The organism is Ralstonia sp. VS2407, assembly GCF_052950655.1.
In genome coordinates this window covers 1-22421 of sequence record NZ_JBRFVG010000008.1, presented here as the reverse complement: position 1 = coordinate 22421, position 22421 = coordinate 1, and the positions used below count along the sequence as shown (strand labels likewise).

The 22421-nt window shown below is 62.7% G+C and carries 20 protein-coding genes; 13 read left to right on the top strand and 7 right to left on the bottom strand.

The annotated features are described in order from the left end of the window. Positions 1-55 precede the first annotated feature (55 nt). From ACU8YE_RS14585 to ACU8YE_RS14575, 3 genes are all read right to left on the bottom strand, one after another. Positions 56-1117, bottom strand: coding sequence for a porin (locus tag ACU8YE_RS14585; RefSeq protein WP_045203518.1), 1062 nt, complete (start codon positions 1115-1117; stop codon positions 56-58). 260 nt (positions 1118-1377) lie between these two features. Further along, a complete protein-coding gene (locus ACU8YE_RS14580) occupies positions 1378-2106 on the bottom strand; it encodes a GntR family transcriptional regulator (protein WP_446929016.1) in 729 nt (242 codons plus the stop codon). 110 nt (positions 2107-2216) lie between these two features. Beyond that, positions 2217-2507: an H-NS histone family protein gene (locus ACU8YE_RS14575; protein ID WP_009240021.1), complete on the bottom strand. Its 291-nt coding sequence runs from the start codon at positions 2505-2507 to the stop codon at positions 2217-2219. Between the two features lie 344 nt (positions 2508-2851). On the opposite strand from ACU8YE_RS14575, the gene ACU8YE_RS14570 reads away from it, so the two are divergent. Both ACU8YE_RS14570 and ACU8YE_RS14565 read left to right on the top strand, forming a co-directional pair. Beyond that, positions 2852-3334 (top strand): hypothetical protein, encoded by a 483-nt coding sequence (locus tag ACU8YE_RS14570; RefSeq protein WP_446929015.1) that lies wholly within the window; start codon positions 2852-2854, stop codon positions 3332-3334. Between the two features lie 138 nt (positions 3335-3472). Then, positions 3473-6142 (top strand): EAL domain-containing protein, encoded by a 2670-nt coding sequence (locus ACU8YE_RS14565; RefSeq protein ID WP_446929014.1) that lies wholly within the window; start codon positions 3473-3475, stop codon positions 6140-6142. A 67-nt stretch (positions 6143-6209) separates the two neighbouring features. On the opposite strand, the gene ACU8YE_RS14560 is transcribed toward ACU8YE_RS14565, so the two are convergent. Next, positions 6210-6413 (bottom strand): hypothetical protein, encoded by a 204-nt coding sequence (locus ACU8YE_RS14560; RefSeq protein WP_009277078.1) that lies wholly within the window; start codon positions 6411-6413, stop codon positions 6210-6212. 1083 nt (positions 6414-7496) lie between these two features. Between ACU8YE_RS14560 and dapA the strand changes: the two genes are divergently transcribed. From dapA to ACU8YE_RS14525, 7 genes are all read left to right on the top strand, one after another. Beyond that, on the top strand, positions 7497-8393 hold the full coding sequence (gene dapA / locus ACU8YE_RS14555) for a 4-hydroxy-tetrahydrodipicolinate synthase (RefSeq protein ID WP_446929013.1): 897 nt from the start codon (positions 7497-7499) through the stop codon (positions 8391-8393). A gap of 33 nt (positions 8394-8426) precedes the next feature. Beyond that, on the top strand, positions 8427-9596 hold the full coding sequence (locus ACU8YE_RS14550; protein WP_446929012.1) for an iron-containing alcohol dehydrogenase: 1170 nt from the start codon (positions 8427-8429) through the stop codon (positions 9594-9596). After that, positions 9593-11893 (top strand): 4-hydroxythreonine-4-phosphate dehydrogenase PdxA, encoded by a 2301-nt coding sequence (pdxA, locus tag ACU8YE_RS14545; RefSeq protein WP_446929011.1) that lies wholly within the window; start codon positions 9593-9595, stop codon positions 11891-11893. The genes ACU8YE_RS14550 and pdxA overlap by 4 nt, the downstream gene beginning before the upstream one ends. 113 nt (positions 11894-12006) lie before the next feature. After that, the gene (locus tag ACU8YE_RS14540) at positions 12007-13437 is read left to right on the top strand and encodes a sodium:solute symporter family protein (protein WP_446929010.1); all 1431 of its coding nucleotides are present in this window, start codon (positions 12007-12009) and stop codon (positions 13435-13437) included. A 35-nt stretch (positions 13438-13472) separates the two neighbouring features. Continuing rightward, positions 13473-14651 carry a sialidase family protein gene (locus ACU8YE_RS14535; protein WP_446929009.1) on the top strand — a complete coding sequence of 393 codons (1179 nt, stop codon included), beginning with the start codon at positions 13473-13475 and terminating at the stop codon, positions 14649-14651. A 70-nt stretch (positions 14652-14721) separates the two neighbouring features. Beyond that, a complete protein-coding gene (locus ACU8YE_RS14530) occupies positions 14722-15486 on the top strand; it encodes a DeoR/GlpR family DNA-binding transcription regulator (RefSeq protein WP_446929008.1) in 765 nt (254 codons plus the stop codon). Between the two features lie 2 nt (positions 15487-15488). Beyond that, on the top strand, positions 15489-16196 hold the full coding sequence (locus ACU8YE_RS14525; RefSeq protein ID WP_446929007.1) for an SDR family NAD(P)-dependent oxidoreductase: 708 nt from the start codon (positions 15489-15491) through the stop codon (positions 16194-16196). A 35-nt stretch (positions 16197-16231) separates the two neighbouring features. Here ACU8YE_RS14525 and ACU8YE_RS14520 read toward each other — a convergent pair whose 3' ends face one another. The 3 genes from ACU8YE_RS14520 to aspA all read right to left on the bottom strand — a co-directional run bounded on the left by ACU8YE_RS14520 (position 16232) and on the right by aspA (position 19679). After that, the gene (locus ACU8YE_RS14520; RefSeq protein ID WP_446929006.1) at positions 16232-17287 is read right to left on the bottom strand and encodes a glycosyltransferase; all 1056 of its coding nucleotides are present in this window, start codon (positions 17285-17287) and stop codon (positions 16232-16234) included. Positions 17288-17316: 29 nt separating this feature from the next. After that, positions 17317-18000, bottom strand: a complete 684-nt coding sequence (locus ACU8YE_RS14515) for a dienelactone hydrolase family protein (protein WP_446929005.1) — start codon at positions 17998-18000, stop codon at positions 17317-17319. 236 nt (positions 18001-18236) lie between these two features. Further along, positions 18237-19679, bottom strand: coding sequence for an aspartate ammonia-lyase (gene aspA / locus ACU8YE_RS14510; RefSeq protein WP_446929004.1), 1443 nt, complete (start codon positions 19677-19679; stop codon positions 18237-18239). A gap of 354 nt (positions 19680-20033) precedes the next feature. On the opposite strand from aspA, the gene ACU8YE_RS14505 reads away from it, so the two are divergent. From ACU8YE_RS14505 to ACU8YE_RS14490, 4 genes are all read left to right on the top strand, one after another. Next, entirely contained in the window at positions 20034-20576 is a 543-nt protein-coding gene (locus ACU8YE_RS14505) for a cupin domain-containing protein (RefSeq protein ID WP_446929003.1), read from the top strand. An 8-nt stretch (positions 20577-20584) separates the two neighbouring features. After that, positions 20585-21346, top strand: coding sequence for an alpha/beta fold hydrolase (locus ACU8YE_RS14500; RefSeq protein WP_446929002.1), 762 nt, complete (start codon positions 20585-20587; stop codon positions 21344-21346). Beyond that, positions 21343-22209 (top strand): aspartate dehydrogenase, encoded by an 867-nt coding sequence (locus tag ACU8YE_RS14495; protein WP_446929001.1) that lies wholly within the window; start codon positions 21343-21345, stop codon positions 22207-22209. Before ACU8YE_RS14500 ends, ACU8YE_RS14495 begins: the two co-directional genes overlap by 4 nt. A 15-nt stretch (positions 22210-22224) precedes the next feature. Continuing rightward, positions 22225-22421: SDR family NAD(P)-dependent oxidoreductase (locus ACU8YE_RS14490; RefSeq protein ID WP_446929000.1), on the top strand; the 197-nt coding region annotated here is incomplete at its 3' end.

The window sequence follows — 22421 nt, the reverse complement described above, 5'->3', positions numbered from 1 at the left end:
CCCGCCCACGCTGTCGAGACGCGGGCGGTGACAAGGAAAAGCAGAACGCGAAGGCTTAGAACTTTGCGCGGATGCCTACACCGAAGGTGTCAGCCGTCGAGAGATCCGACACCTTGTCGCGGAAGTAAGCCGCATACACATCGGTGCGCTTGGACAGCGAATAGTCGTAGCCCACCGCCCACGTGTTGCGCTTCACGTCAGCCGCACCCGAGGTCTTCGTGTAGGCATACGATGCCAGCACGGCGCCCGGGCCCACCGGAATCGACACGCCCAGCTGACCGCCGTTGCTCTTGGCGTCGCCGGTACTGATCGTGTTCTTGATGTATTGGTATTGGCCGTACAGTTTGACCACGCCAAAGTCGTACGTGGCACCCAACTGCCCCGCCGTCTGGCGCGCAAAGCCAGCCACCAGGCTGTTCAGGTCGCCAGGCGCGCCGTCGTAGCGCACCTGCTGGAACGCCGCCGTGGCTGCAAAGTTGCCACGGAAGTACAGCAGGCTGCCGCCCCACTTGTTCTGACCGTTGTGGCCGGCTTGCTCGCCCGCGCCGTAGATCAGGTTGGCTGTCAGGCCGCCCATGTCCGGCGTGGAGTACATGATCGAGTTGTCCCAGCCCGAATCGCCCACCAGGCCCGAGATACCTGCGGCGCCCGTACGGCCGTTGCCGAGGTAGGTGTGGAACACCATCGGCGAGAACGTGTACGAATCGATGAACGGGTTAAACAGGATCGTCGAAACGAAGTACGGCGGGGTGTTACGGCCGAGCTTGATCGAGCCCCAGCTGTTCGACTGCAGACCGACAAACGAATTACGTGCGAAGAAGTGGTCGCCATCAAAGCGGCCGGACTTGCCCGTGTCGGGGCGGAAGAACGCTTCCAGCGTGAAGATGGCCTTCAGGCCGTTGCCCAGGTCTTCGCTGCCCTTCATGCCCCAGTACGACGTCGACATGCCGCCCGAGTTGACACCCCAGGCGCGGTCCTGGCCCAGGTTCTTGGTGGCGCCCGCCCAGGCATCCACCTGGCCATACAGCGTCACAGACGATTGGGCCTGCGCCGCGCCTGCAGTCAGGGCCGCCGCGGCTGCCAGTGCGGCCAGCGAAAAACGTCGCTTGAGTTGCATTGTTGATTTCTCCCTCTTGTGGTTCCGGTGTGTTGAATCGACTGAATCAGCGTTGAGGCGGCGGGTGGCTCAACCCGCCGCCGCTGAGATGGGGCCGTGAATGCAACTGCCGTGCCAATACGTTGTCGGCAAAGCGTCGCTTCACAAATAAATACGTTTTCTGGGGAAGGGGCGCAGACTAGCTTGAATACTTTAGGCGGACAAGTCCCCATCGCGGGGTGTGTGGCGCCGTTTCTGCACCGGTCTGGCGCAGTGCGCTTTCAGTCGTTTTGGAGCACGCGGATGTCGACTTCGCGTGTGTAGCGCTCGGGGGAAAAATCGCAGTACGTGAGGGAGATCGGCACGTCGGCCACGCTGTAGCCGATGCGGCGCACGCGCACGAGCGGCACACCCGCTTGCACGCCGAGCTGGGCGGCCTGGTGTGCATCGGCCACACAGGCAAGCGGCGCCTCGCGCGAGCGCGCGATAGTCAGGTTGGCGCGCTGGAAGACCTGCACGAACAGGCGATCTTCAAAGTCGCGCGCCTCCAGCATCGCCGCCAGCCGCGTCGTCAGCCACGTGCGCAGCAGCATGATGGGCTGCCCGTCTACCTGGGCGCGCCGCTCGACAAACGCCACCTGCGCGCCCGCCGCCAGGTCGAGCGCGGCGGCCACGATCTCGTCGGCCGCCTCCAGTCGAAAAGCACTGACCGTATAGACCGCGCCCGGCACGTATTCGAGCGCCGCATCTGACTGGCCCGGCGCATACAGCACCGGCCGATGCGGCCCCACTCGATCGAGCACCACGCTGCGCTGCCCCCGCGAGCGCCTGAGCAGCCCTCGAGCCGCCAGCTCATTCAGCGTGCGGCGCGCCGTCAAGCGCGAGACGCCATAGCGCTGGGCGACTTCGTTCTCGCTGGGCGCGATGCTGCCCGCCGGCAGCGTTCCGTGCAGGATGTCGAGCCGAATGCGGTCGGCCAGTTCGAGGTATTTGGGCAGGCGTGGCGTCATGCCGTCGTTATACAGGAACGATCATCGGGCGCAGCAATGCAAATGGCCCACCGGACAGGTGGGCCATTTGCATTGCGCGCTTGCGTGCGCGCCAGGCAGGGCCTGGCAGATCAGGCGATCAGGAATTTATCGCGGTTCTTGCCGATCCAGGCCGGAGCACGGCCGCGGCCGGACCACGTTGCGCCCGTCTTCGGGTCACGATACTTGGCCGGCACCGGCGCCTTCGCACCGGCACGGCGGCCGCGACGCTGAGCCAGGCCCAGGTCTTCAGCCGTCAGGCCATATTCGGCAACCGTCTGGCGCACTTGCTGGATCACCGCTTCCAGCTCCTTGGCACGCGCAGTTTCGATCTGCTCTTCCAGTTTGGCCTTTTGTGCAATCAATTCCTTGTATGTCGCCATATGCGCTCCCAATAAATTCTGGTGTGAAGTCTGGTGTGGATCAGATATTAGATCAATTGTATTCATAACTGAAATCAAATTTCAACGTTTTTGATCCTGCCCCTTCAAACCGCGCCGCTAAGCCGGGAATCAACTCGCGACACACCGGATGCTCAGTTTCAACCGGAAAGTCGGATTGACGTATCGGATTAGCGTACGCGATCATGCAAGGCCACAAACTGGTATCGCGCTGCATTTCAGTGCCACCACCATAGCAAGCGCCGCCGGGTCCCGCAATTCCGGCTTTTGCCGCAAGCGGCAATCCGCAGCATCGCAGCAGTACAGCAAACGCAATATCAATTCATATGCAAGTCGCCGTCCAGGTGTGCCATTGCACCGCGATGGCGCTCGCCAAGGCATGCCCATTTGGCGTGGCCGTAAAACGATTCAAAGCACCACCTTCCAGGTTGCAGTTGGATGAGACAACGATGAATTCGCTCTTGCCACGTCGTTTTTACTATCTGCTTTTGGTCTTTGGCGCGCTGGTCGGCTCCCTGTTTGTCGCCGCGACGTTTTTCTTTCCCGAACGTTCAGCCGAACGAATCAGCGCTTACTTCATCCTGACAATGGGAACATCCGTTTTGATGTGTGCAATCGGGGGAGCACTGACGCATCGCTGGATCGATCAGCATTTCGCCGCGCCAGAACATGGGAATGGCGCGGATACCGAAATAGAACCGGCACCCCCGACCGAGCCGCAGCAAACCGTTTTGAAACCCGTAACCCAAAAGAGCCACAGCGAGGTCGACAAAGCGCGCTCAGAATGTGTTGTATCGACCACAAACTAGACTTTGCGCCGCGCACGACTTTTGCGCATGATGAAGAGCATTGCCCCCGGCTTCCAGTAGCCGGCGTTCTCGTGGCCAGCGTCGCCCGAGGTCCATGCTGAGTGAGATATTGGGCAATACCTCAGGTTGGAGCGTGGGATGCCAGACGAAATTTCCTACCCGTTGTCGGCGCAAAGCCTTCCGGTTCCGCTCTATGTGGTGCTCGAAGGCCGCATCGTCTTTGCCAATGCAGCCGGCGTTTGCATGGTGCGGGCGCTTTCGTCCGACCAACTGCTCGGCGAGCCCTTTTCGCGCTTCTTCCAGGACGTGCCTGCGTGGCTCGAGACCCATGCCGGAGGCGACACCGATGCAAGCCCGCCCGATGCTGGGGCCACGTCGGCAGCGCAACTTGTCTCCGCCCTTTGCGCAGGCGACTCCAACGAGGTGGTCAGCGTTCGACTGACGGTCACGCCAACCCGCTTTGACGGGCTGCCGGCACAGCAGGTGGTGGTGCACGGATTGCCGCTGCCGCTCGATGCGCAACTGCCCGGCAAGGCCGGCGAACGCGTGCTCAGCGCCGAAGCGATTGGCGCAGCGCTGCCGCACGAGCATCTCGATCATCTGCTTTCCACGCTGCCGTCCTCCGCGTCGCTGGGCGAGCGGCTGCATGCTGCGTTGCGGGCGCTGGAGGCAGCGTTGCCCTCGACGCTGTGCGTAGTGGTGCGTGTCGTCTCCGGGCGCGCACGGCTCTATGGCACGCAGCGCGCGCGTGCGAAGCTGGCGTTGCGCGACGATCGTGCAGCGCACCAGCCTCCCACAGCGCACGGTGAATTCGATATCGAACTCGCCCGCATCGCGCCGCTGCTCAATGAGCTGGCGCCCATCGAGCTGATTCGCGAAACCAATGCGCCCACGGCTGTGCGCGATGCGCTCGTGCGCGTGCTGGAGACCGCGCAGCCGACATGGCTATGCCGCATCCCGGCCCAGCATGGCGGCATGGCCGTCGCCGATGATCTGCTCTGCCTCTTCTTCCCCACGGCCAACCCGACCGACGACGCAACGTTGCGCGCAGTGTGCGGCCGCTACATCGCCGCGTTGGTCAAGCTGCTGCGCCTGGAGAATGAATATCGCCAGTCCCGCGAGTTGCGCGACCAGTACCGGCTGGTCGTCAACCATCTGAGCGAGGGCGTGCTGACGCTGTCCACCGATGGCCGCGTGCTGTCGTACAACCGCAGCGCGGCCGAGATCCTTCGCATGTCGGGCGCGTCATGGAAAGGCCGCCCGCGTGTGGCACTGAACGACATGATGCTGGGCGAAGACGGCGCCATCCTGCCCCGCGCGGCATGGCCGTCCACACTGGCGGCCCGCACGGGACGCGCGATCAGCAACGTCGTCGTGGGTGTGCCGGCCGGCAATGGGCAGATCGTGTGGCTGCGTGAGTCGGTGCTGCCGATGTTCTCGCCGGACAGCGCGTCACCGCACGCGGTGCTGCTCATCTTTACCGACATCACGGCCGAGCGTTCCGCCTACGAGCAGTTGCGCCTGCTGGAGACCAAGGATTCGCTTACCGGCCTGCCCAATCGCGCGGCATTCATCGAGCGGCTCGATGCGCGGCTGGCACTGCCGTCGACCGGGGAATCCGCACTGCTGTATATCGGGCTGGACCACTTCAAGACCGTGAACGAGGCGATGGGGCACCACGTGGGCAACCAGGTGCTCAACATGGCGGCGCAGCGCATCCGCAGTCAGGCGGGCCAACGCGCGTTGCTGGCACGATTGGGGGGCGATCAGTTCTGCGTGGCCATCGATGACCCGAAGGCCGCCGACACACTCGCCCAACAGGTGCTCGACGCGCTGGCCCGCCCCTTCACCGGCGGCGAGCGCGAGGTGCATCTGTCCGCCAGCATTGGCGTGGCGGCCTACCCCGAAGACGGCGGTGACGCGGCCACGCTGGTCAGTCACGCTGAAGCCGCCATGTACCGCGCCAAGGAAAACGGCCGTAACCGCATCACCCGGTATTCGCGCACGCTGGAAACCCAGATGCTGCGCCGCTTCACGCTCAACGAGCGCATGCGGCGTGCCCTGGGGCGTGGTCAGGTGCGGCTGGTGTATCAACCCAAGTACGCACTCGACTCGGGTGAACTGGTGGCGGTTGAGGCGCTGATGCGGTGGTCGGACCCCGAGTTGGGCGCGGTGTCACCCAGCGAGTTCATCGACGTGGCGGAGGAGTCGGGCTACATCCTCGAGCTCGGCCGCTGGGCGCTCATGCAGGCCTGCGCGCAAGGCGAGGCATGGGCGCGAAAGTTCGGCTTCACGGGTCGCATGGCGGTCAACGTGTCCGCACGGCAGTGCGATGCCGGCGTGATCGAGCGCGACGTAGACGAGGCACTCAAGGCCTCGGGCATGGCGCCGGGCCGGCTGGAGCTTGAATTGACCGAAAGCGTGCTGCTGGCCGACAGGCAATCGACACAGCGTCTGCTGATGAGCCTGGCCGCGCGGGGCGTGCGCATCTCGCTCGATGATTTCGGCATCGGGTTCTCGTCGCTGTCGTATCTGCGCAGCTTGCCGATCCACAACATCAAGATCGATCGATCGTTCATCAGCGGCGTACCTGGGGTGGCCGACTGCGTGGCACTCACCAAGACCATCATCGCAATGGCCCGCGCGCTGAACATGACGGTCACGGCCGAAGGTGTGGAAACCCCCGAGCAATCGGCGTTCTTGTCCGCGCATGCATGCGACGAGGTGCAGGGCTTCCTGTTTGGGCGGCCCCTTGAAGTGTCTGCACTGGAAGAGTTGCTGCGCACCCGAAGCCGCGCGCAGGCATAAAAAAACGGACCAAAGGTTTAGCCTCGGGTCCGTTTCTTTTCAGGTCGACGCCCGGGTCGAACCGAAATCAACGCGTCGATACGTTGCCCACCAGGCCGCCCAGCGCGGCGCCGCCCAGCGTAGCACCGGGGCCGCCAATCAGCGCAGCGCCGGCCAACCCGCCCACACCCGCGCCAATGGCGGTATTGCGTTGACGTGCCGTCATGTCGGCACAGCCGGTTGCAGTCAGCAGCGTGGCACCGGCCAGCAGAATCGTCAGTACCCGAACCATGTTCTTCTCCTTGAATGCGTCGGTCGCGATCAAGCCATCGCGTATCGGAAGTCTGGCCAACGGGCGCTCAATATGCTGTTTCAAGTTGTAATCAATCGTTGCAATGTGCAGACCGGCGTCTTCCGACAAGCCCTTGCCACATTCGCGAGCAGCGCCGATCAAAACCCGTCACCACGCGGGTCGGATGATGTTTCCCACAGACTTATCCACATGTTCTGTGCATAACCTGCCCAAACGGCGAAGACCCAAGTCACAAAAGGGCTTGACGGGTTTGTGCAAACGTGCAGATCACGTAAAACGTGTGCGTGCAGCGCAAGTTATCCACATCGACAGGGGCTGTTACATCGTGCAACAAACCCTTGTGCGTCAAGCGCTTGCGATGGGTTCTGCAAGCAGTGTGCGCGCTACTGTGGACAAGTTGTGCCGGCCGGAAGCGCCGGGCTGAAGCGGTCGATTAGTTCCGGATACAGCGTTCGATTAGTTTGGGATATGGGCTGTGGCAATTGTCCGGAAAGCCTTGCTGGGCGGGGTGTATCCGAAATTAATCAACAATCACCAAGTGCATAGCTTGGCGCCGCTATGCCGAACTTTGCCGCACCGCAGCATGAGCACAGGGATACTCGTGCCCACGGCTGTAGGGGAACTGCGTAACGTCAAGCCGGCGATGAGGCGGACACGCCATCCCACTGCGAGAAGCCAAACTAGAGCGCCAGTGCATCGGCAAAGCCTGACCGAACGTCAGCCGCCCGTATCTGCCGGCCATTTTGCCCCGCGCTTAAGATACATTCCAACGCGACTTTGGATCGAATCGATCAAAAAGCGAAGCCTCTCTATCAGAGTGGTTTAAAAATCACTTTCAATTGACATACCCCTATCAACAGCCATTCGGCACAGAATTGCTTCGTATCGCCATTGCGCGCAACCCTCGATCGATCGGATAACACCAGGGTAAACATTGATCGATTCGATCATTTTATAAATTACAATGACTGAACCGATCGATGCAGCCGCCACACATGCGCGCCTCGGTCATCCAGGATGCTGACCCACGGGCCATCGGCCCACCACACAAGGATGTGCAACATGACCGCGTCGTTCAAAGGGATCATCCCCGCCCTGATCACCCCGATGACCCCGACCGAAGACGTGGATGAAAACGGACTGCGCGTGCTGGTCGACCGGCTGATCGATGCAGGCGTCCACGGGCTCTTCGTGCTTGGCACCAATGGCGAGTTCATCGCACTCAGCGAAGAAGAGAAGCTGCGCATTGCCCGCATTACCGTCGATCAGGCGCGCGGTCGCGTGCCCGTGGTAGCCGGCACGGGCGCCTATGCCACGCGTGACGTGGTCGCGCTCAATCACAAGATGCAAGACGTGGGTGTGGATGCCGTATCCGTCATCACGCCGTACTTCAACGGCGCCACGCAGCCAGAACTGATTGCACATTACGAGCAGATCGCGCGCGCTACGTCGCTGCCGATCCTGCTGTACACGATTCCGGCCAAAGCTGGCGTGACCCTGACCATCGACACCGTGCGCCGGCTGGCGGACATCCCGAACATCCGGGCCATCAAGGACAGCGGCGGCGATTTCGACCGCCTGCTGCAGCTGATCAACCTGCGCCGCGACGACTTTGCCGTGTTCACGGGCACCGATTCGATGATCCTGTGGACGCTGATTGCCGGCGGCGACGGCGCCGTGGCCGCTACCACCAACGCCGTGCCGCACGTGGTGATGTCGATCTGGAATCAATTCCAGGCCGGCAACGTTCCGGCCGCGCGCGCCGCACAGGAATCACTGCGTGCGCTGCGTGATGCCTTTGCGCTCGGCACCATGCCCGTCGTGCTCAAGACCGCCGCCGAGATGCTCGGCATGCCCGCCGGCCCGGCGCGTTCCCCAGCCAAGCCGCTCGACGCCAAGACCCGTGAACGCCTGGCCGAAGCCCTCACCATCTACCGCGCTGCGCTGAACGTTGCCTGAGCCTCGTTGCCCGCGCCCCCACCACCAAACATCATGTCCCAGACCTATCACTTCCAGACCGTCAAGCACATCGTCCACGGCGCCGGCAGCCTGGCGCTGCTGCCCGAGAAGCTCGCGCTGCTGGACGTCCCCGTCAAACGCATCGCGCTCATCACGCAACCGGTGATGGAGCAGAACGGTGTGATCGGCCGCGTGGTGGAAGCGCTCGCCGCACGTGATGTGGAAGCGCGCATTGTGCGCGGCGTCGAGCCCGAGCCGACCATTGAAAACGTCGAGACCGTCTTCCGCGAGCAGATCGCGCCGTTCGCACCCGACGCCATCCTGTCGATCGGTGGCGGCAGCGTGCTCGATGCAGCCAAGCTGTTTGCCGTGCGCCTGACCAACGACCAGCCGCTGCGCGAATGGCTCGGCATTGACTTGATCAAGCGCCCGGGCATCCCGCTCGTGCTGGTGCCGACCACCGCAGGCACCGGCTCGGAAGTCACACCCAATGCCATCGTCACGCTGCCGGATGAAGAGCTGAAGGTGGGCATCGTCAGTCGGCACCTGCTGCCGCAAGTGGTGATTCTGGATGCGGAGCTGACCTTCGACCTGCCCAAGCCGATCACCGCCGCCACGGGCATCGACGCGTTCGTGCATTCGCTGGAGTCGTATATCTCGACCAAGGCCAATCCGGTGAGCGACATGTTTGCGATGGAGTCGATGCGGCTCATCGGCGCGAACATTGTCGAGGCGTATCAGAACGGCCGATCGGTCAAGGCGCGCGAGGCGATGATGCTGGGCTCGATGTACGGCGGCCTGGCACTCACTGCTGCCGGCACTGCAGCCGTGCATGCGCTGGCTTACCCGCTGGGTGGCATGTTCGGCGTGACGCACGGCGTGGCCAACGCGATGCTGCTGCCGCACGTGATGGCCTTCAACAAGGACGCCATCGTCGCGCGCCTGGCCAACGTGGCGCGCGCACTTGACATCAGCCGCCATGATGTTGACGACGAGACTGCCGCCGATGCCCTCATCGAACGCCTGACCGAGTGGACTGAAGTCGTGCAGATCCCGCAAGACCTGCGCCAGTTCGGGGTGTCCGAATCGCACCTGGACGCGCTGGCCGAAGCCGCGTCCAAGGTCAAGCGCCTGCTGGGCAACAACCCCAAGCCGCTGAGCCATGCGGACATCAAGGCCATCTACCAGCGCCTGCTGCCGTGAATACCACCGCCAAATCCGCGCCGAAGCTGCTGATCCTGGCTGACGATCTGTCGGGTGCCGCCGACTGCGCGGTAGCCGGCGTACGCGCCGGACTGCGCAGCGCGGTCATGCTGCGCGCCGATGTCAGGCAACCGACCGGCGCCGACGTCCTGGCACTGGACACCGACACGCGGCGCGCCAACGCCCTCGACGCGGCGGCCAGGCAGGTGGCGGCATGGCACGCGCTGGCCGGCCCCGCCACGCGGCTCTACAAGAAGATCGACTCGACACTGCGCGGCAACGTCGCCGCCGAGGTGGCCGCACTCGCACCGCTGGCAGGTCTGGCCATCGTCGCGCCCGCGTTTCCTGCGGCCGGACGCACCACCCGCGACGGCCGCCAGTGGCTGCACGGCGTGCCTGTGGAAGACACCGAGGTGTGGCGCAACGAAAGCATCGGCGGCCGTGCCGATCTGCGAGACATGCTGATGCGCCAGGGCCTGCAGACCGCTGTGCTGACGCTTGGCGACATCCGCGCCGGTGCCGCCGCGCTGGCCGGTCGCCTGGCCGCACTGCAAGCAGACGGCGTGCAAGCCGTGGTGTGCGATGCCCAGACCGATGACGACCTCGCGCACATCGCCGAGGCCTCCGTACGGCTGGCGCATGTGTTCTGGGTCGGCTCCGCCGGTCTGGCGCCCGCGCTGATTCGCGCGGCGGGGCTCGGCAGCGCCAACGCCGCTGTCGAAGGCGATGCGGCAACCGCAATCGCCGGGCCGGTGCTGACGGTGGTGGGCAGCATGTCCAGCGTGTCCCACGCACAGGCGTCGGAATTGAAGGCCGCTGCCGGTGCCCGCCTGCTGTCGCTGGAGCTGCCCGTGGAAACGCTCGACACACCGCAGGCGGACATCACCCAGACCGTCATCGATGCGCTGTGCGAAGGCCGCGACGTGCTGGTCACGCTCAGCCAGACCAAACGCGGCAACAGCGCCGACGGCCTGCACTTCTGCCGCCGCCTCGCCACGTTGCTGGCGCCCGCGCTGCCGCATGCCGGCGGCCTCATCGCCACCGGCGGCGAGACCGCGCGCGCCGTGCTGTCGACCGCCGGCATCGATGCGCTGCACCTGAGCGATGAGATCGAATCCGGCATGCCGCTGCTGCATGCCCGACTCACTGGCGTCGGCCGCGTGCTGCCGGTCGTCACCAAGGCGGGTGGCTTCGGCACACCCAGCTCCCTGCATGCCGCCTGGCGACGGTTGATCGAAACCGCAGCCGGCACCCCACCCAAAGGAACTCACGCAATGACCTATCGTCCTGTCATCGGCATCACCATGGGCGATGCCGCCGGTGTCGGCCCCGAGATCATCATGAAGGCGCTCACGCACCGCGCGGTGTATGAGCAATGCCGGCCACTGGTGATCGGTGACACCGCTCGCCTGCGCGATGCCGCCCGACGCGCAGGTGTCTCGCTGGAAGTGCGCTCGATTGAACGCCCCGCCGATGCCGCCTTCCGCTACGGCGTGGTGGACTGCATCGACCTCGGCCTGATCCCCGCCGACCTGCCCTACGGCAAGCTCTCGCCCATTGCCGGCGATGCGGCGTATCAATACATCGCCCGGACCGTCGAACTGACTTCCGCCGGTGAGCTGGACGCCATCTGCACCGCGCCGTTGAACAAGGAGGCGCTGCACGCCGGCGGCCACATCTTCCCGGGCCACACCGAAATGCTGGCGCACCTGACCGGCATCGACGAGGTCTCGATGATGCTGGTGGCACCCAACCTGCGCGTGATCCACGTGACGACGCATATCGGCCTGCTCGATGCCATCCGCCGCATCGAGCCGGGCCTGGTTCAGCGCACCATTGAACGTGCGCACGCCACGCTGGTGCGCGCCGGCATCGACAACCCGCGCATCGGCGTATGCGGCATCAACCCGCATGCGGGTGAGAACGGCCTGTTCGGCCAAGGCGAGGAAGAGGAAAAGATCATCCCGGCCGTGCAGCTGCTGCAGGCGCGCGGTTGGCGCGTGGAAGGTCCGTTGCCGGCCGATACGCTGTTCTTCCGCGCCGGCCGTGGCGACTTCGATGTGGTGGTGGCGATGTACCACGATCAGGGCCACGGTCCGGTCAAGGTGATGGGGCTGGAGGCCGGTGTGAACGTCACCGTGGGCCTGCCGGTGATCCGCACCTCGGTTGACCACGGCACGGCCTTTGACATTGCCGGCAAGGGCATCGCCGATGAACGCAGCATGCTCGAAGCCTTCCGCCAGGCCTGCGAACTCGCCACCCGGCACGACGACCCGCAAGCCGTGCGCGCGGCCTGACGCCGCCGTACTCACGCAGCAAGAATCGATGTAGCGCGCCCCCGCGCACGGCCAGACCCGACGGAGACACGCTGGGCTGGCCAGAGCCATCCGCTCAAAATCAGGAGACAAAGATGACTTCGTTTTCGACTTGGGACACCACCATGATCATCGCCATGGTCGTGGTCTATATCGTGGTGACCAGCGTGGCCAGTATCCGGCTGCGCAGCCGCAATTCCGAACAGTTCATGGTGGCCGGGCGCTCGATGCCGGCCGTGGTGGTGGCGGTGCTGCTGATGTCGGAGTACATCGGTGCGAAGTCGACGGTGGGCACGTCGCAAGAAGCGTTCAGCGTGGGCATTGCCGCATCGTGGTCGGTGATCTCCGCGTCGATCGGCTTCCTGTTCTTCGGCCTGTTCATGGCCAAGCGGCTGTACGCATCGGGCCAGTTCACCATCTCGGGCTTCATTGCCAAGAAATACGGCAACGCGGCCAAGCTGGTGGTGTCGGCCATCATGATCTACTCGCTGCTGCTGGTGAACGTGGGCAACTACGTGAGCGGCGCAGCGGCCATCTCCACCGTCATGCACATCAACCTGCCGACGGCGGCGCTCATCACGGCAATCATCAGCACGATCTACTTCGTGTGGGGCGGGCTCAAGAGCGTGGCCTACCTGACCATCGTGCACAGCGCGGTCAAGGTGGTGGGCATCGGCATCATCGTCGCCGTGGCGTGGAAGCTCTCGGGCGGCATCGCGCCCATGGTGCAGACCATGCCCGAGCACTACTTCACGTGGAAGGGCGCGCTCTCAGGTGGCACCATCGGCGCGTGGATCATCGGCTCGGCCGGGGCGATCTTCTCCACGCAGTTCATCGTGCAGGCCATCTCGTCCACCAAGAGCCCGGAATCCGCGCGTTCGGCTTCGGTGATGGCCGCGGTGCTGTGCGTGCCGATCTCGATTGCGCTGGGCTTCATCGGGGTGGCTGCCAAGTACCTGTTCCCGGGCATCAAGAGCCTTTACGCGCTGCCGGTGTTCCTGCAGCACATGCACCCCCTGCTGGCCGGTGTGGTAACGACGTCGCTGGTGGCATCGATCTTCGTGAGTGTTTGCACGGTGGCGCTGGCGATTGCCTCGCTCATCGTGGCCGACTTCTATGTGCCGCGCTATCGCCCCACGCCCGAGCAGGAACTGCGCGCCACGCGCTGGATTTCGCTGGCGGTGGGTGTACTGCCGCTGGTGTTCGTGCTGTTCGTGCCGCAGATCCTGGCACTCTCGTTCTTCACCCGGGCCCTGCGGCTGTCTGTTTCGGTCGTGGCGCTCATCGGCATCTACCTGCCGTTCTTCAATAGCCGCCGTGGCGTGGTCCTGGGCCTGATCCTGGCCGCTGTCACGACCACCATCTGGTACCTGCTGGGTAACCCGTTCGGCATCGACAACATGTACATCGCGCTCGCCACGCCGGCCGTGGTGCTGGTGTTGGAGAAGCTGTTCTTTCGCACCACGGCGCCCGCGCAAGCGAGCGCACCGGTCGCCAGCATTAAGCCCCATAACGCGGCGCATTGATCCCCCAGACACCGAGCATTGAATTGAGACACGACATGACTGCAACCCTTCCGGCCTACGCCGCCTTCGACGCCAGCGTGCGCGCCGCCTACACCGACGCCGAGCGCCGCGAAGCCTTCATGCCCACGCCCTGCGTGCAGAACCACGCCGCCAACCTGCATGCGCTGCCCAACGGCGACCTGCTGTGCGTCTGGTTTGGCGGCACACAGGAGGGCATTCCCGATGTGTCGATCTATCTGTCGCGACTGGCCGCTGGCACCACCGAATGGCAGCCTGCGATCAAGCTATCGGAAGACTCCACACGATCGGAGCAGAACCCGGTGCTGTTCACCACGCCCACGGGCGACCTCTGGCTGATCTACACCGCCCAGCTTTCCGGCCACCAGAACACGGCCATCGTGCGCCGGCGCATCTCCAAAGATGGCGGCCAGAGCTGGGGCCCCATCGAAACCCTGTTCGATCAGGCCGGCACCTTCGTGCGCCAGCCGATCGTCGTGCTGCCCGACGGCGCGTGGGCCTGCCCCGTGTTCCTGTGCCGCACGCAGCCCGGCGAACGCTGGGTGGGCAACGACGACATCAGCGCCGTCATGGTCTCCGCAGACCAGGGCCGCAACTGGAGCCGCTACGACGTGCCCGACAGCATCGGCTGCGTGCACATGAACGTGCAGACGCTGGCCGACGGCAGCCTGCTCGCGCTCTACCGCAGCCGCTGGGCGGACTTTGTCTACGCCAGCCGCTCGCAAGATGGACGCACCTGGAGCGCACCGCAGCCGACAACGCTACCGAACAACAATTCGTCGATCCAGTTCGTGGCGCTGCGCAACGGGCACCTGGCGCTGGTCTACAACGAGAGCGATGCCTCGCACAGCACCGGCCGCCGCACCTCGCTGTACGACGACATTGAAGACGCAGAAGACCACGGCGAGCTGCGCGACCAGCAGGCATCCACGCGGGGCACTGCATTCTGGGGCGCGCCACGCTCACCGCTGTCGCTGGCCATCTCGGAAGACGGCGGGCAAACCTGGCGCCGCCGCCGCAACCTCGAGATTGGCGACGGCTACTGCATGACCAACAACTCCGCCGAACAACGCAACCGCGAGTATTCGTACCCCTCCATCGTGCAAGGCGCAGATGGCGCGCTGCATATCGCCTTCACCTACTTCCGCCAGCGCATCAAGTACGTGACGGTGGACGAAGCCTGGGTACGCGGCTGACCCGCGCAAGGGGCGCGCGGGCGATTTGCTACAGTGAGCCCCCATCTCGGGTTGGTTGGATATTGCAGACATGAAAGTTACGAAGCGCCGCGAGGCCATGTTGAAGGCCGTGCTGGGCGGCATGAACGACGTCGCAACGCTGTGCGAGCACTTCGGCATGTCGGAAGCCACCGTACGCCGCGACCTGCGCGCGCTCGCTTCCGATCACCGCATCCTCCGCACGTATGGCGGTGCGGCGGCCGTCGGCTCGCACGAGCCTGAAGCCCCCCTGGAAGAGCGACGCATCAGCGCACGCAGGCAGAAGGAAGCGATTGCCCGGCTGGCGCAGGCGCACATCACCGACGGCGACGCCGTCTTCCTCGATGGCGGCACGACCACCGCCGCGCTGGCACGGCACCTGTCCGGCAAGCGCGTGCACGTGGTCACGAACAACCTCATGGTGGTGACCTCGCTGGCGGCCAGCAGCATCCCCGTCACGCTCATCGGCGGGGACGTGCGCCCCTCGAGCATGAGCACGCTCGGACCGCTGGCGCAGTTGTCGCTCAGCCGCGTGAGCGTTGACAAGGCCTTCCTGAGCGCCGATGGCGTGGTCGCCACCAACGGCCTGTGTGAAGCGTCGGCCGATCAGGCGTATCTGAAGGAATGCGTGCTCCGCCAGTCGGCGCAGGTGTTCGTGCTGGCCACGGCGGACAAGCTCGGTCGCGCCAGCCAGCAGCATTGGACGCCCATCGAACGACCCTGGACGCTTATCACCGACAACGGTGCCGCGTCCGATCAACTGGAACCGTTCCACGAGCGCGATGAAGTCGACGTGGAAATCGCCCCGCTGGAATAAGCATGCCAACCCACCCCGCACCGCAAGCCACTACCGCCCGCCATGCTTTGGTGACGGGAGCCTCGTCTGGCATTGGCCGTGCCATCGCAGTGCGTCTGCTGGCCGACGGCTGGCGCGTGACGGGCCTGTGTCGAACGGCCCCTGCCGAGCCGGTCGAGGGCTTGGAAATCGCACACGTGGATGTGACCGACTTCGAGCAGTTAAGCAAGGTATGTGACCGCTTGGGCGCGGTCGACGCACTCGTGCATGCCGCCGGCTTCATGCGCACAGCGCCATTGGGCGAGCTTTCCGCCGCGGATGGTGCAGCGATGTGGCGCGTGCATGTTGATGCCGCGGCCTTCCTCGCAGACAAACTTGTGCCGCGCATGCCAGCTGGCGGCCGCATTCTCTTGATCGGCAGCCGCACGGCCAACGGTGCTCCGACGCGCAGCCAGTACGCAGCCACCAAGGCGGCGCTCGTGGGCATGGCGCGCTCGTGGGCAGCGGAGCTGGCACCGCGCGGCATCACCGTCAACGTGATCGCACCGGGCGCGACGGATACACCGTTCCTGCGCGACCCTGCACGCGCGCACACACCGCCGCGCATGCCGCCCATTGGCCGGTTCATCGCGCCCGAAGAAGTAGCCGCCATGGCGACGTTCCTGGCGGGCGAATACGGCGGCGCCATCACCGGTCAGCAGATCGTGATGTGTGGCGGAGCTTCGTTGTAGCGCTCGCGTGCTGTATTTCTAGGTCCCGTTGGAAGTCACCCGCCAGGGGCGAGTGCGAGCAACGCATCAATGTGTGCTGCGATACCAGGGTCGTAGCGCAGATGGTCATTCGGGTTCGACAAACGCCCATGACCTGCTTGCGCACGGGCCACTGCGGCATGGATCGTTTGAGCCAGCGTGGCGGGATCGTTCACGTCGAATGTGGGCGCGCCGTCGCCGGAAATGACCTCGGTGCAGGCGATGTTGCTCGCCAGCACGGCGGGCGTCCCGCACAATACTGATTCCACCCCAATCAACCCAAACGCTTCGTAATGCGAGGCGAGAATCGTGTAATCCGCCGCGCGGTAGACGTTCTCGATGTCCTTGCGGTATCCCAGGTAGCGGATGTTGGGCGAGGACGACGACACCGGTCGCCCGATCACCGCCAGCTGCACAGGCAAATCCGTCTTCGAGAAAAACGCCTCTAGCAGCGGATAGCCCTTGCGCTTGTGACTCGACGAAGGAAAGACGAATGTGATGCGATTCTTGGCGAAGCCGAGCTCGTCGCGCAATCGCTGGCGTTCAGCCTCAGCCACTGGCGAGAATTTGGTGTCGCTGACCGGCGGGTACACAGTCTTCACCTTGGCCTCGGGGATGTCGTAGTAGTTGATCACCTCCTGCGCCATCAGCTTCGAATGAGCAACGATCACGTGCGAACGCACGTAGTCGCGGCGCTCCAGTTCGATCTGCTGGCGATCCCAGAAGGCAGGCGTTTTCGGAAAGCTCTTGAGATAGCCGATGTGCGTGCCGCCGCAGATGGCAATGTCCGACGCTCCGGTTCTGTTGCAGCCGATCATCAGATCGACATGCTCGCGCTTGGCCAGATGGCGCACGAGCCAACCGAATGCATGGTCATTGAACTTGCCCGGCAGCTTGCGCGTGGGCAGTGCGACGGCCTTGACCTGCCCGTACTCCGGCAGCGCCTTGTCCACCATCTTGGCGAAGAACACAGGACGGATGGCGCGCTCGTGAAAACCGCGCACCAGGTCCATAGCATAGCGTTCGCTGCCACCGCTGTAGCCCAGCGCGTTACACGAGATTCCGACGTTCATGGATGCTTTAGTGATAATCGTGGACAACCCTATCCGATATGCTGCCGAAGATAGGTAAGCGTCCGACTTCTAGCTAAGCCAGCCTCCGTGGCCGCATAGCTGTCTCTGAAAGGACAGTTAAAGCCATGGCGAAGCCCCTTGTAGATATAGAGGCCCATCGAACCACCGCGAGCAAGCTGTGGGATCCAGGAACCCAACTCACTTAGTGGGATGAGGTGGTCGTTTTCTGCGAAATGGAACAACATCGGGGCGCGCGACCGCTGCAGCATCTCGGGATTGCCTCCCAAGCCACTGCCGTAATACGAAACGGACGCAGAAATGCCATCAACATGCGAAGCAAGAAAAGAAAGCCTGCCGCCTAGGCAGAACCCTAGCGAAGCAATTCCGCCAATCACTATGGAAGAGCCGACTAGGAAGCTCGCGCACTTAGCCAGGTCATCGCTTGCTTTGTCAAAGTCCAATCGTCCGTGCTGTTTCCGGGCGATTGCAGTGCCCTCTGGATCGTAAGACAGCGCCGTGTGAAGTCCGTCCCGCCAATATATGTCGGGCGCCAGCACGACGTATCCCTCAGCAGCATAGTCATCCGCAATTGCCTTGATATGGTCGTTCACACCCCAAATCTCTTGGAGCAGGATGAGGCCCGGTCCCCATCCTCTCTCAGGTAGCGAAACATAGCCGTCAAATTTGCCCTCACGCGTCTCAGCGATTGTCACCCACCCATCTCGAGGAGGAGGATTAGAACGCACAGGCACTGGTCCGCTAGCCACGTAAGCTCCTGCAGAGGTGAAAAGCAATTGCCGTTGCCATCGAAACAATAGAGATATGGCCGCCCCTCAGTAACGGTCTGCGCCCTCGGAGCGGCGCTGGAGCAATGCGCCATTCATCCGGGGCCGATGATGTTGGGGCCATGGTGACCTTCAGGCGGCCTTAGTCACGAAGTTCAAATAACTCACTGTTGTTTGAAAACTGGCCCTAACGTTCTGGGTTGCGAAGACGGCTCTGTCAAAACTTCGGGTCGCAACACTTCCAGCAAGGCGGCCTCGCTCATCAGGCCCCGCTCTATGACGATGTCGGCTACACCCCGGCCAGACTCCAGCGCGGCACGCGCAACCTCAGTCGCGTTCGCATAGCCGATGTAAGGGTTCAGTGCAGTCACGATCCCAATCGAGTGCTTCACTCCCTCGAGAAGGTGATCGCGGTTTGCTGTAATGCCCTCCACACACTTTTCCGTTAGGACACGACAGCCAGCACTCATATGCAGCAAGCTCTTGAAAAGACTGTGCGCAATGATCGGCTCAAACGCATTCAGTTGAAGCTGCCCCCCCTCAGCGGCGAACGTGATGGTCACGTCGTTCCCAATCACTTCGAACGCAATTTGATTCATCACTTCGGGGATCACCGGATTCACTTTGCCCGGCATGATGCTGGATCCGGCCTGCATGGGCGGTAGGTTAATCTCGCCGAGGCCAGCACGCGGTCCCGATGACAACAACCGCAGGTCGTTGCAGACCTTGGACAACTTCACTGCGACGCGCTTAAGCACGCCCGACAGTTGAACGAACGCCCCAACGTCTTGGGTCGCCTCAATCAAGTTAGACGCTGTGACAAAGTTCAGACCGGTGATGTCATTCAGGTGATGCACCACGGCCGCGGCGTAATCGGGGTGGGCATTGATACCTGTCCCGATTGCCGTCGCGCCGAGATTGATTTCGCGCAACAGGGCGCCTGCCTCCGTCAGCCTGGCCTCGTCCTCCGCCAGCATGACTGCATAGGATCGAAACTCCTGGCCCAGCGTCATAGGCACGGCATCTTGCAGCTGGGTGCGCCCCATCTTCAACACATCGGCGAACTCCGTCGCCTTGCGGTCGAATGCGCGCCGGAGGTCAGCCATGCTGCCAACCAAGTCTTCAATCAGACGCTGCAGCGCCACCTTGATGGCCGTCGGGTACACATCATTGGTGCTTTGGCTCATGTTGACATCCTCATTCGGATGCAGATACCGATATTCACCTTTCGCGTGGCCGGCGATCTCAAGAGCAAGATTTGCGATCACTTCATTCGCATTCATGTTCGTGGAGGTACCCGCCCCCCCTTGAATCACGTCAAGAGGGAACTGGTCGAGAAGCGCGCCGCCCTGCAGTTGTCTGCACGCCGCCGAGATCCACTCCGCCTTCTGCCTACTGAGCAATCCCAAATCCGAATTTGCCATTGCGGCAGCCGCCTTAATCTCGGCCAGCGCCCGGATCAGTTGCGGATAGCGCGAGATTGATGTCTCGCTGATTGCGAAATTATTCATCGCACGCACGGTATGGACGCCGTAGTAAGCGTCGGCGGGCACAGCTAGGTCTCCCAGCAGATCGTGCTCTACGCGAGTGGCAAACGCCTGAGGCATGTCGTTCCTCCCAATTGCTCAGTTTTTCAGCTTTTTTCAGAAATCTCGAGATGTGCCGCCGCAAGCGCATTGGACGGTCATATCCGGGTGAACCCTAGGGCCAGGACAGGCTCGTTTACATGCAAGACCTGCCGCCCCTTGATCCAGATCATAGTGGCAAACCTCGAAAAATGAAATCCTTTACATTCCTAAACAACTTCACTACCATCCTTTCCTACACAAAAGAATCTTTCCTCATGCCTGTCCACACGGACAGCAACTCGACTCAGCTGAGCTCATTGCCTCAGCATATGTAAACGATTACTAGTGTCGGAACATTCTCTGAAATGAAGGTCCGACTTTTTGGAGCGACAAATGACGGAACAAGCTCAACAGCAAACTAACGAAGCGGAAGAAGCCGCCCGCCAAGGGGGGAAATATATGGTCGTGCGCCCCAGTGGCGAGGAAAGCTACTGGCAACCGAAGCCAGCCAACGGCCACGCTTCGGTGCACGTAGCACCACACCTGGTGCCGATGGACATCCGGTTCTCCATGGGCACCCAGACACTGCCGCCGGGCGGCGTCGTGCGTAAGCACTCGCACGACGCGAACGAGGAAGTCCTGCACTTCATCTCGGGCAGCGGGAAAGCACTACTCGATGGCGTCGAGTATCGCCTCGAAGGAGGCACGACGCTATTTCTTGGAAAGCTGCGCACGCATACCTTCATCAACGACGGCGACACTGATCTGCACTGGGCATGGTTCTTTATGCCCTCGGGTCTGGAAGATTTTTTCCGAGACATCGGTCGTCCACGTACGCCTGGCGAAAAGGCTCCCGAGCCCTTCGACCGGCCGGAAAACGTGGCGGAAATTGAGGCTCGCACGGTCTTCGCACAAAGCGGATCGAAGCAAGTCTGAACACTCCCATGTCGCGCGTTCATTATGACGTGGCCGGCGCCGGCCCCACGATTGTCCTGATCTCGGGACTCGGGGGGCTCGGCAGCTTCTGGGCCCCTGTCATCCCACTGCTTGCTACATCGGCTCGTGTCGTCACGTTTGATCATCCAGGCTTGGGCCGGAGTGCGCCGAGCGATGTGCAGACCATTCCCAACATCGCAGCGTCCGTTATCGAGTTGCTGGATACGCTGCACGTCAGCTCGGCTCATATCGTAGGTCACTCAACTGGAAGCGTCGTTGGGCAGACACTGGCCCTTGACTATAGATCTCGCGTCAATCGACTCGTTTTAAGTGGAGGTTGGGCACAACCCGATGCTCGCTTCCGGGATCTATTTGCGTTCCGGCGCTTCCTGCTAGAAAAGGTGGGGCCAGGCGCTTACGCAGCGCTTTCCCTGCTGGGCGGCTATGACAGCGAGTGGTACAGCAGCCACTTGGCGGGCCCCCTTCCTCCTAATTTCAAGGATGGCGGACCGGCCGACACACCGACTGTCGTGAAGCGTCTAAACATGCTTCTCGAGTACAACCGCGCAGATGATTTGGGACAAATCGATGCCCCAACCCTGGTGATGGGTGCAAAAGACGACTTCATTGTCCCGTTCCACCACAGCCGTGACCTGGCGGCTCGAATCGCTGACTCACTTTTGGTAGACATCGCCGGCGGTCATTTTTTTCCGCAGGTCGTACCTGAGTCCTTTTGCAAGCTCGTCAGTATGTTTTTGGGGCTCAAATGAACAAGACCGTAGCAAAAACACCTTTTGATCCTGCAGCAGCGGAAGACCCGCCGTTGTACACACCACCGACTGAGCGCATCGCGCTGATTGGTCTGGGTGCAATGGGCCGCCGTGTTATCAGCTCTCTTCGCTCAGGTCCCTACGCCAACATAGCAATCGCCGGCTTGGATCCGCATGCTGACATGGCGTCGGTCAACTACGAACTCGACAGTGACGTCTTCCGCGATACGAAGTCATTGCTAGCGTGGCAGCCGACTGTTGTCGTTGAATGCGCCGGGCACGACGCGGTCGAGTGCGTGGTCACCGAATGCTTGCGCAATGGCGTAGACGCTATCGTCGCGTCGCTCGGCGCTATGTCATATCCGGCCGTTCGGGAGAAGCTGCACGATGCGCAAATTGCTGGCAAGTCAAAGCTGACCCTTGTCTCGGGCGCCATTGGGGGCCTTGATGCAATCAGCGCTGCACGTGCAGCGGGCCTAGAGAGCGTTCGCTACATAGGTCGCAAGCCGCCGAAGGCGTGGATTGGTTCGCCGGCGGAAAGTGAGTTCGACTTGAGCTCCATTTCAGAACCGACAACGATCTTCGAAGGCACGGCTGCTGAGTCTGCGGCGCGCTATCCCAAAAACGCCAATGTTACGGCCGCAGTGGCTTTGGCCGGAGTCGGATTCGATGCAACAACAGTGACGCTTCTGGCGGATCCGCGCGTCAACAAGAACGTGCACGAGGTCGAGGCGATCGGCGCCTTTGGAAGTCTTCACATCCGGCTCGAGAACAACCCGCTCCCGGATAACCCCCGGACATCTTGGTTGGCTGCATTGAGCATTGAGGACGCCATTCTTCGGCGCCTCCGTAACGATATTTGAAGGAAAGAGAAAAAAATGCGACTGGAAGGAAAAGTAGCGCTGATCACAGGCGCTGGAGCAGGTATCGGCGCGGCCACGGCGGAGCTGTTCGCCAAGGAAGGCGCGCGGGTTGTCGTGGCTGACCGCGACTACGTTGGGGCCTGTACGGTGGCGAAGGCCATCGGTGAGCAGGCGTTTGCCGTCGAGGCAGATGTCACGCGTAGTGAGCAGGT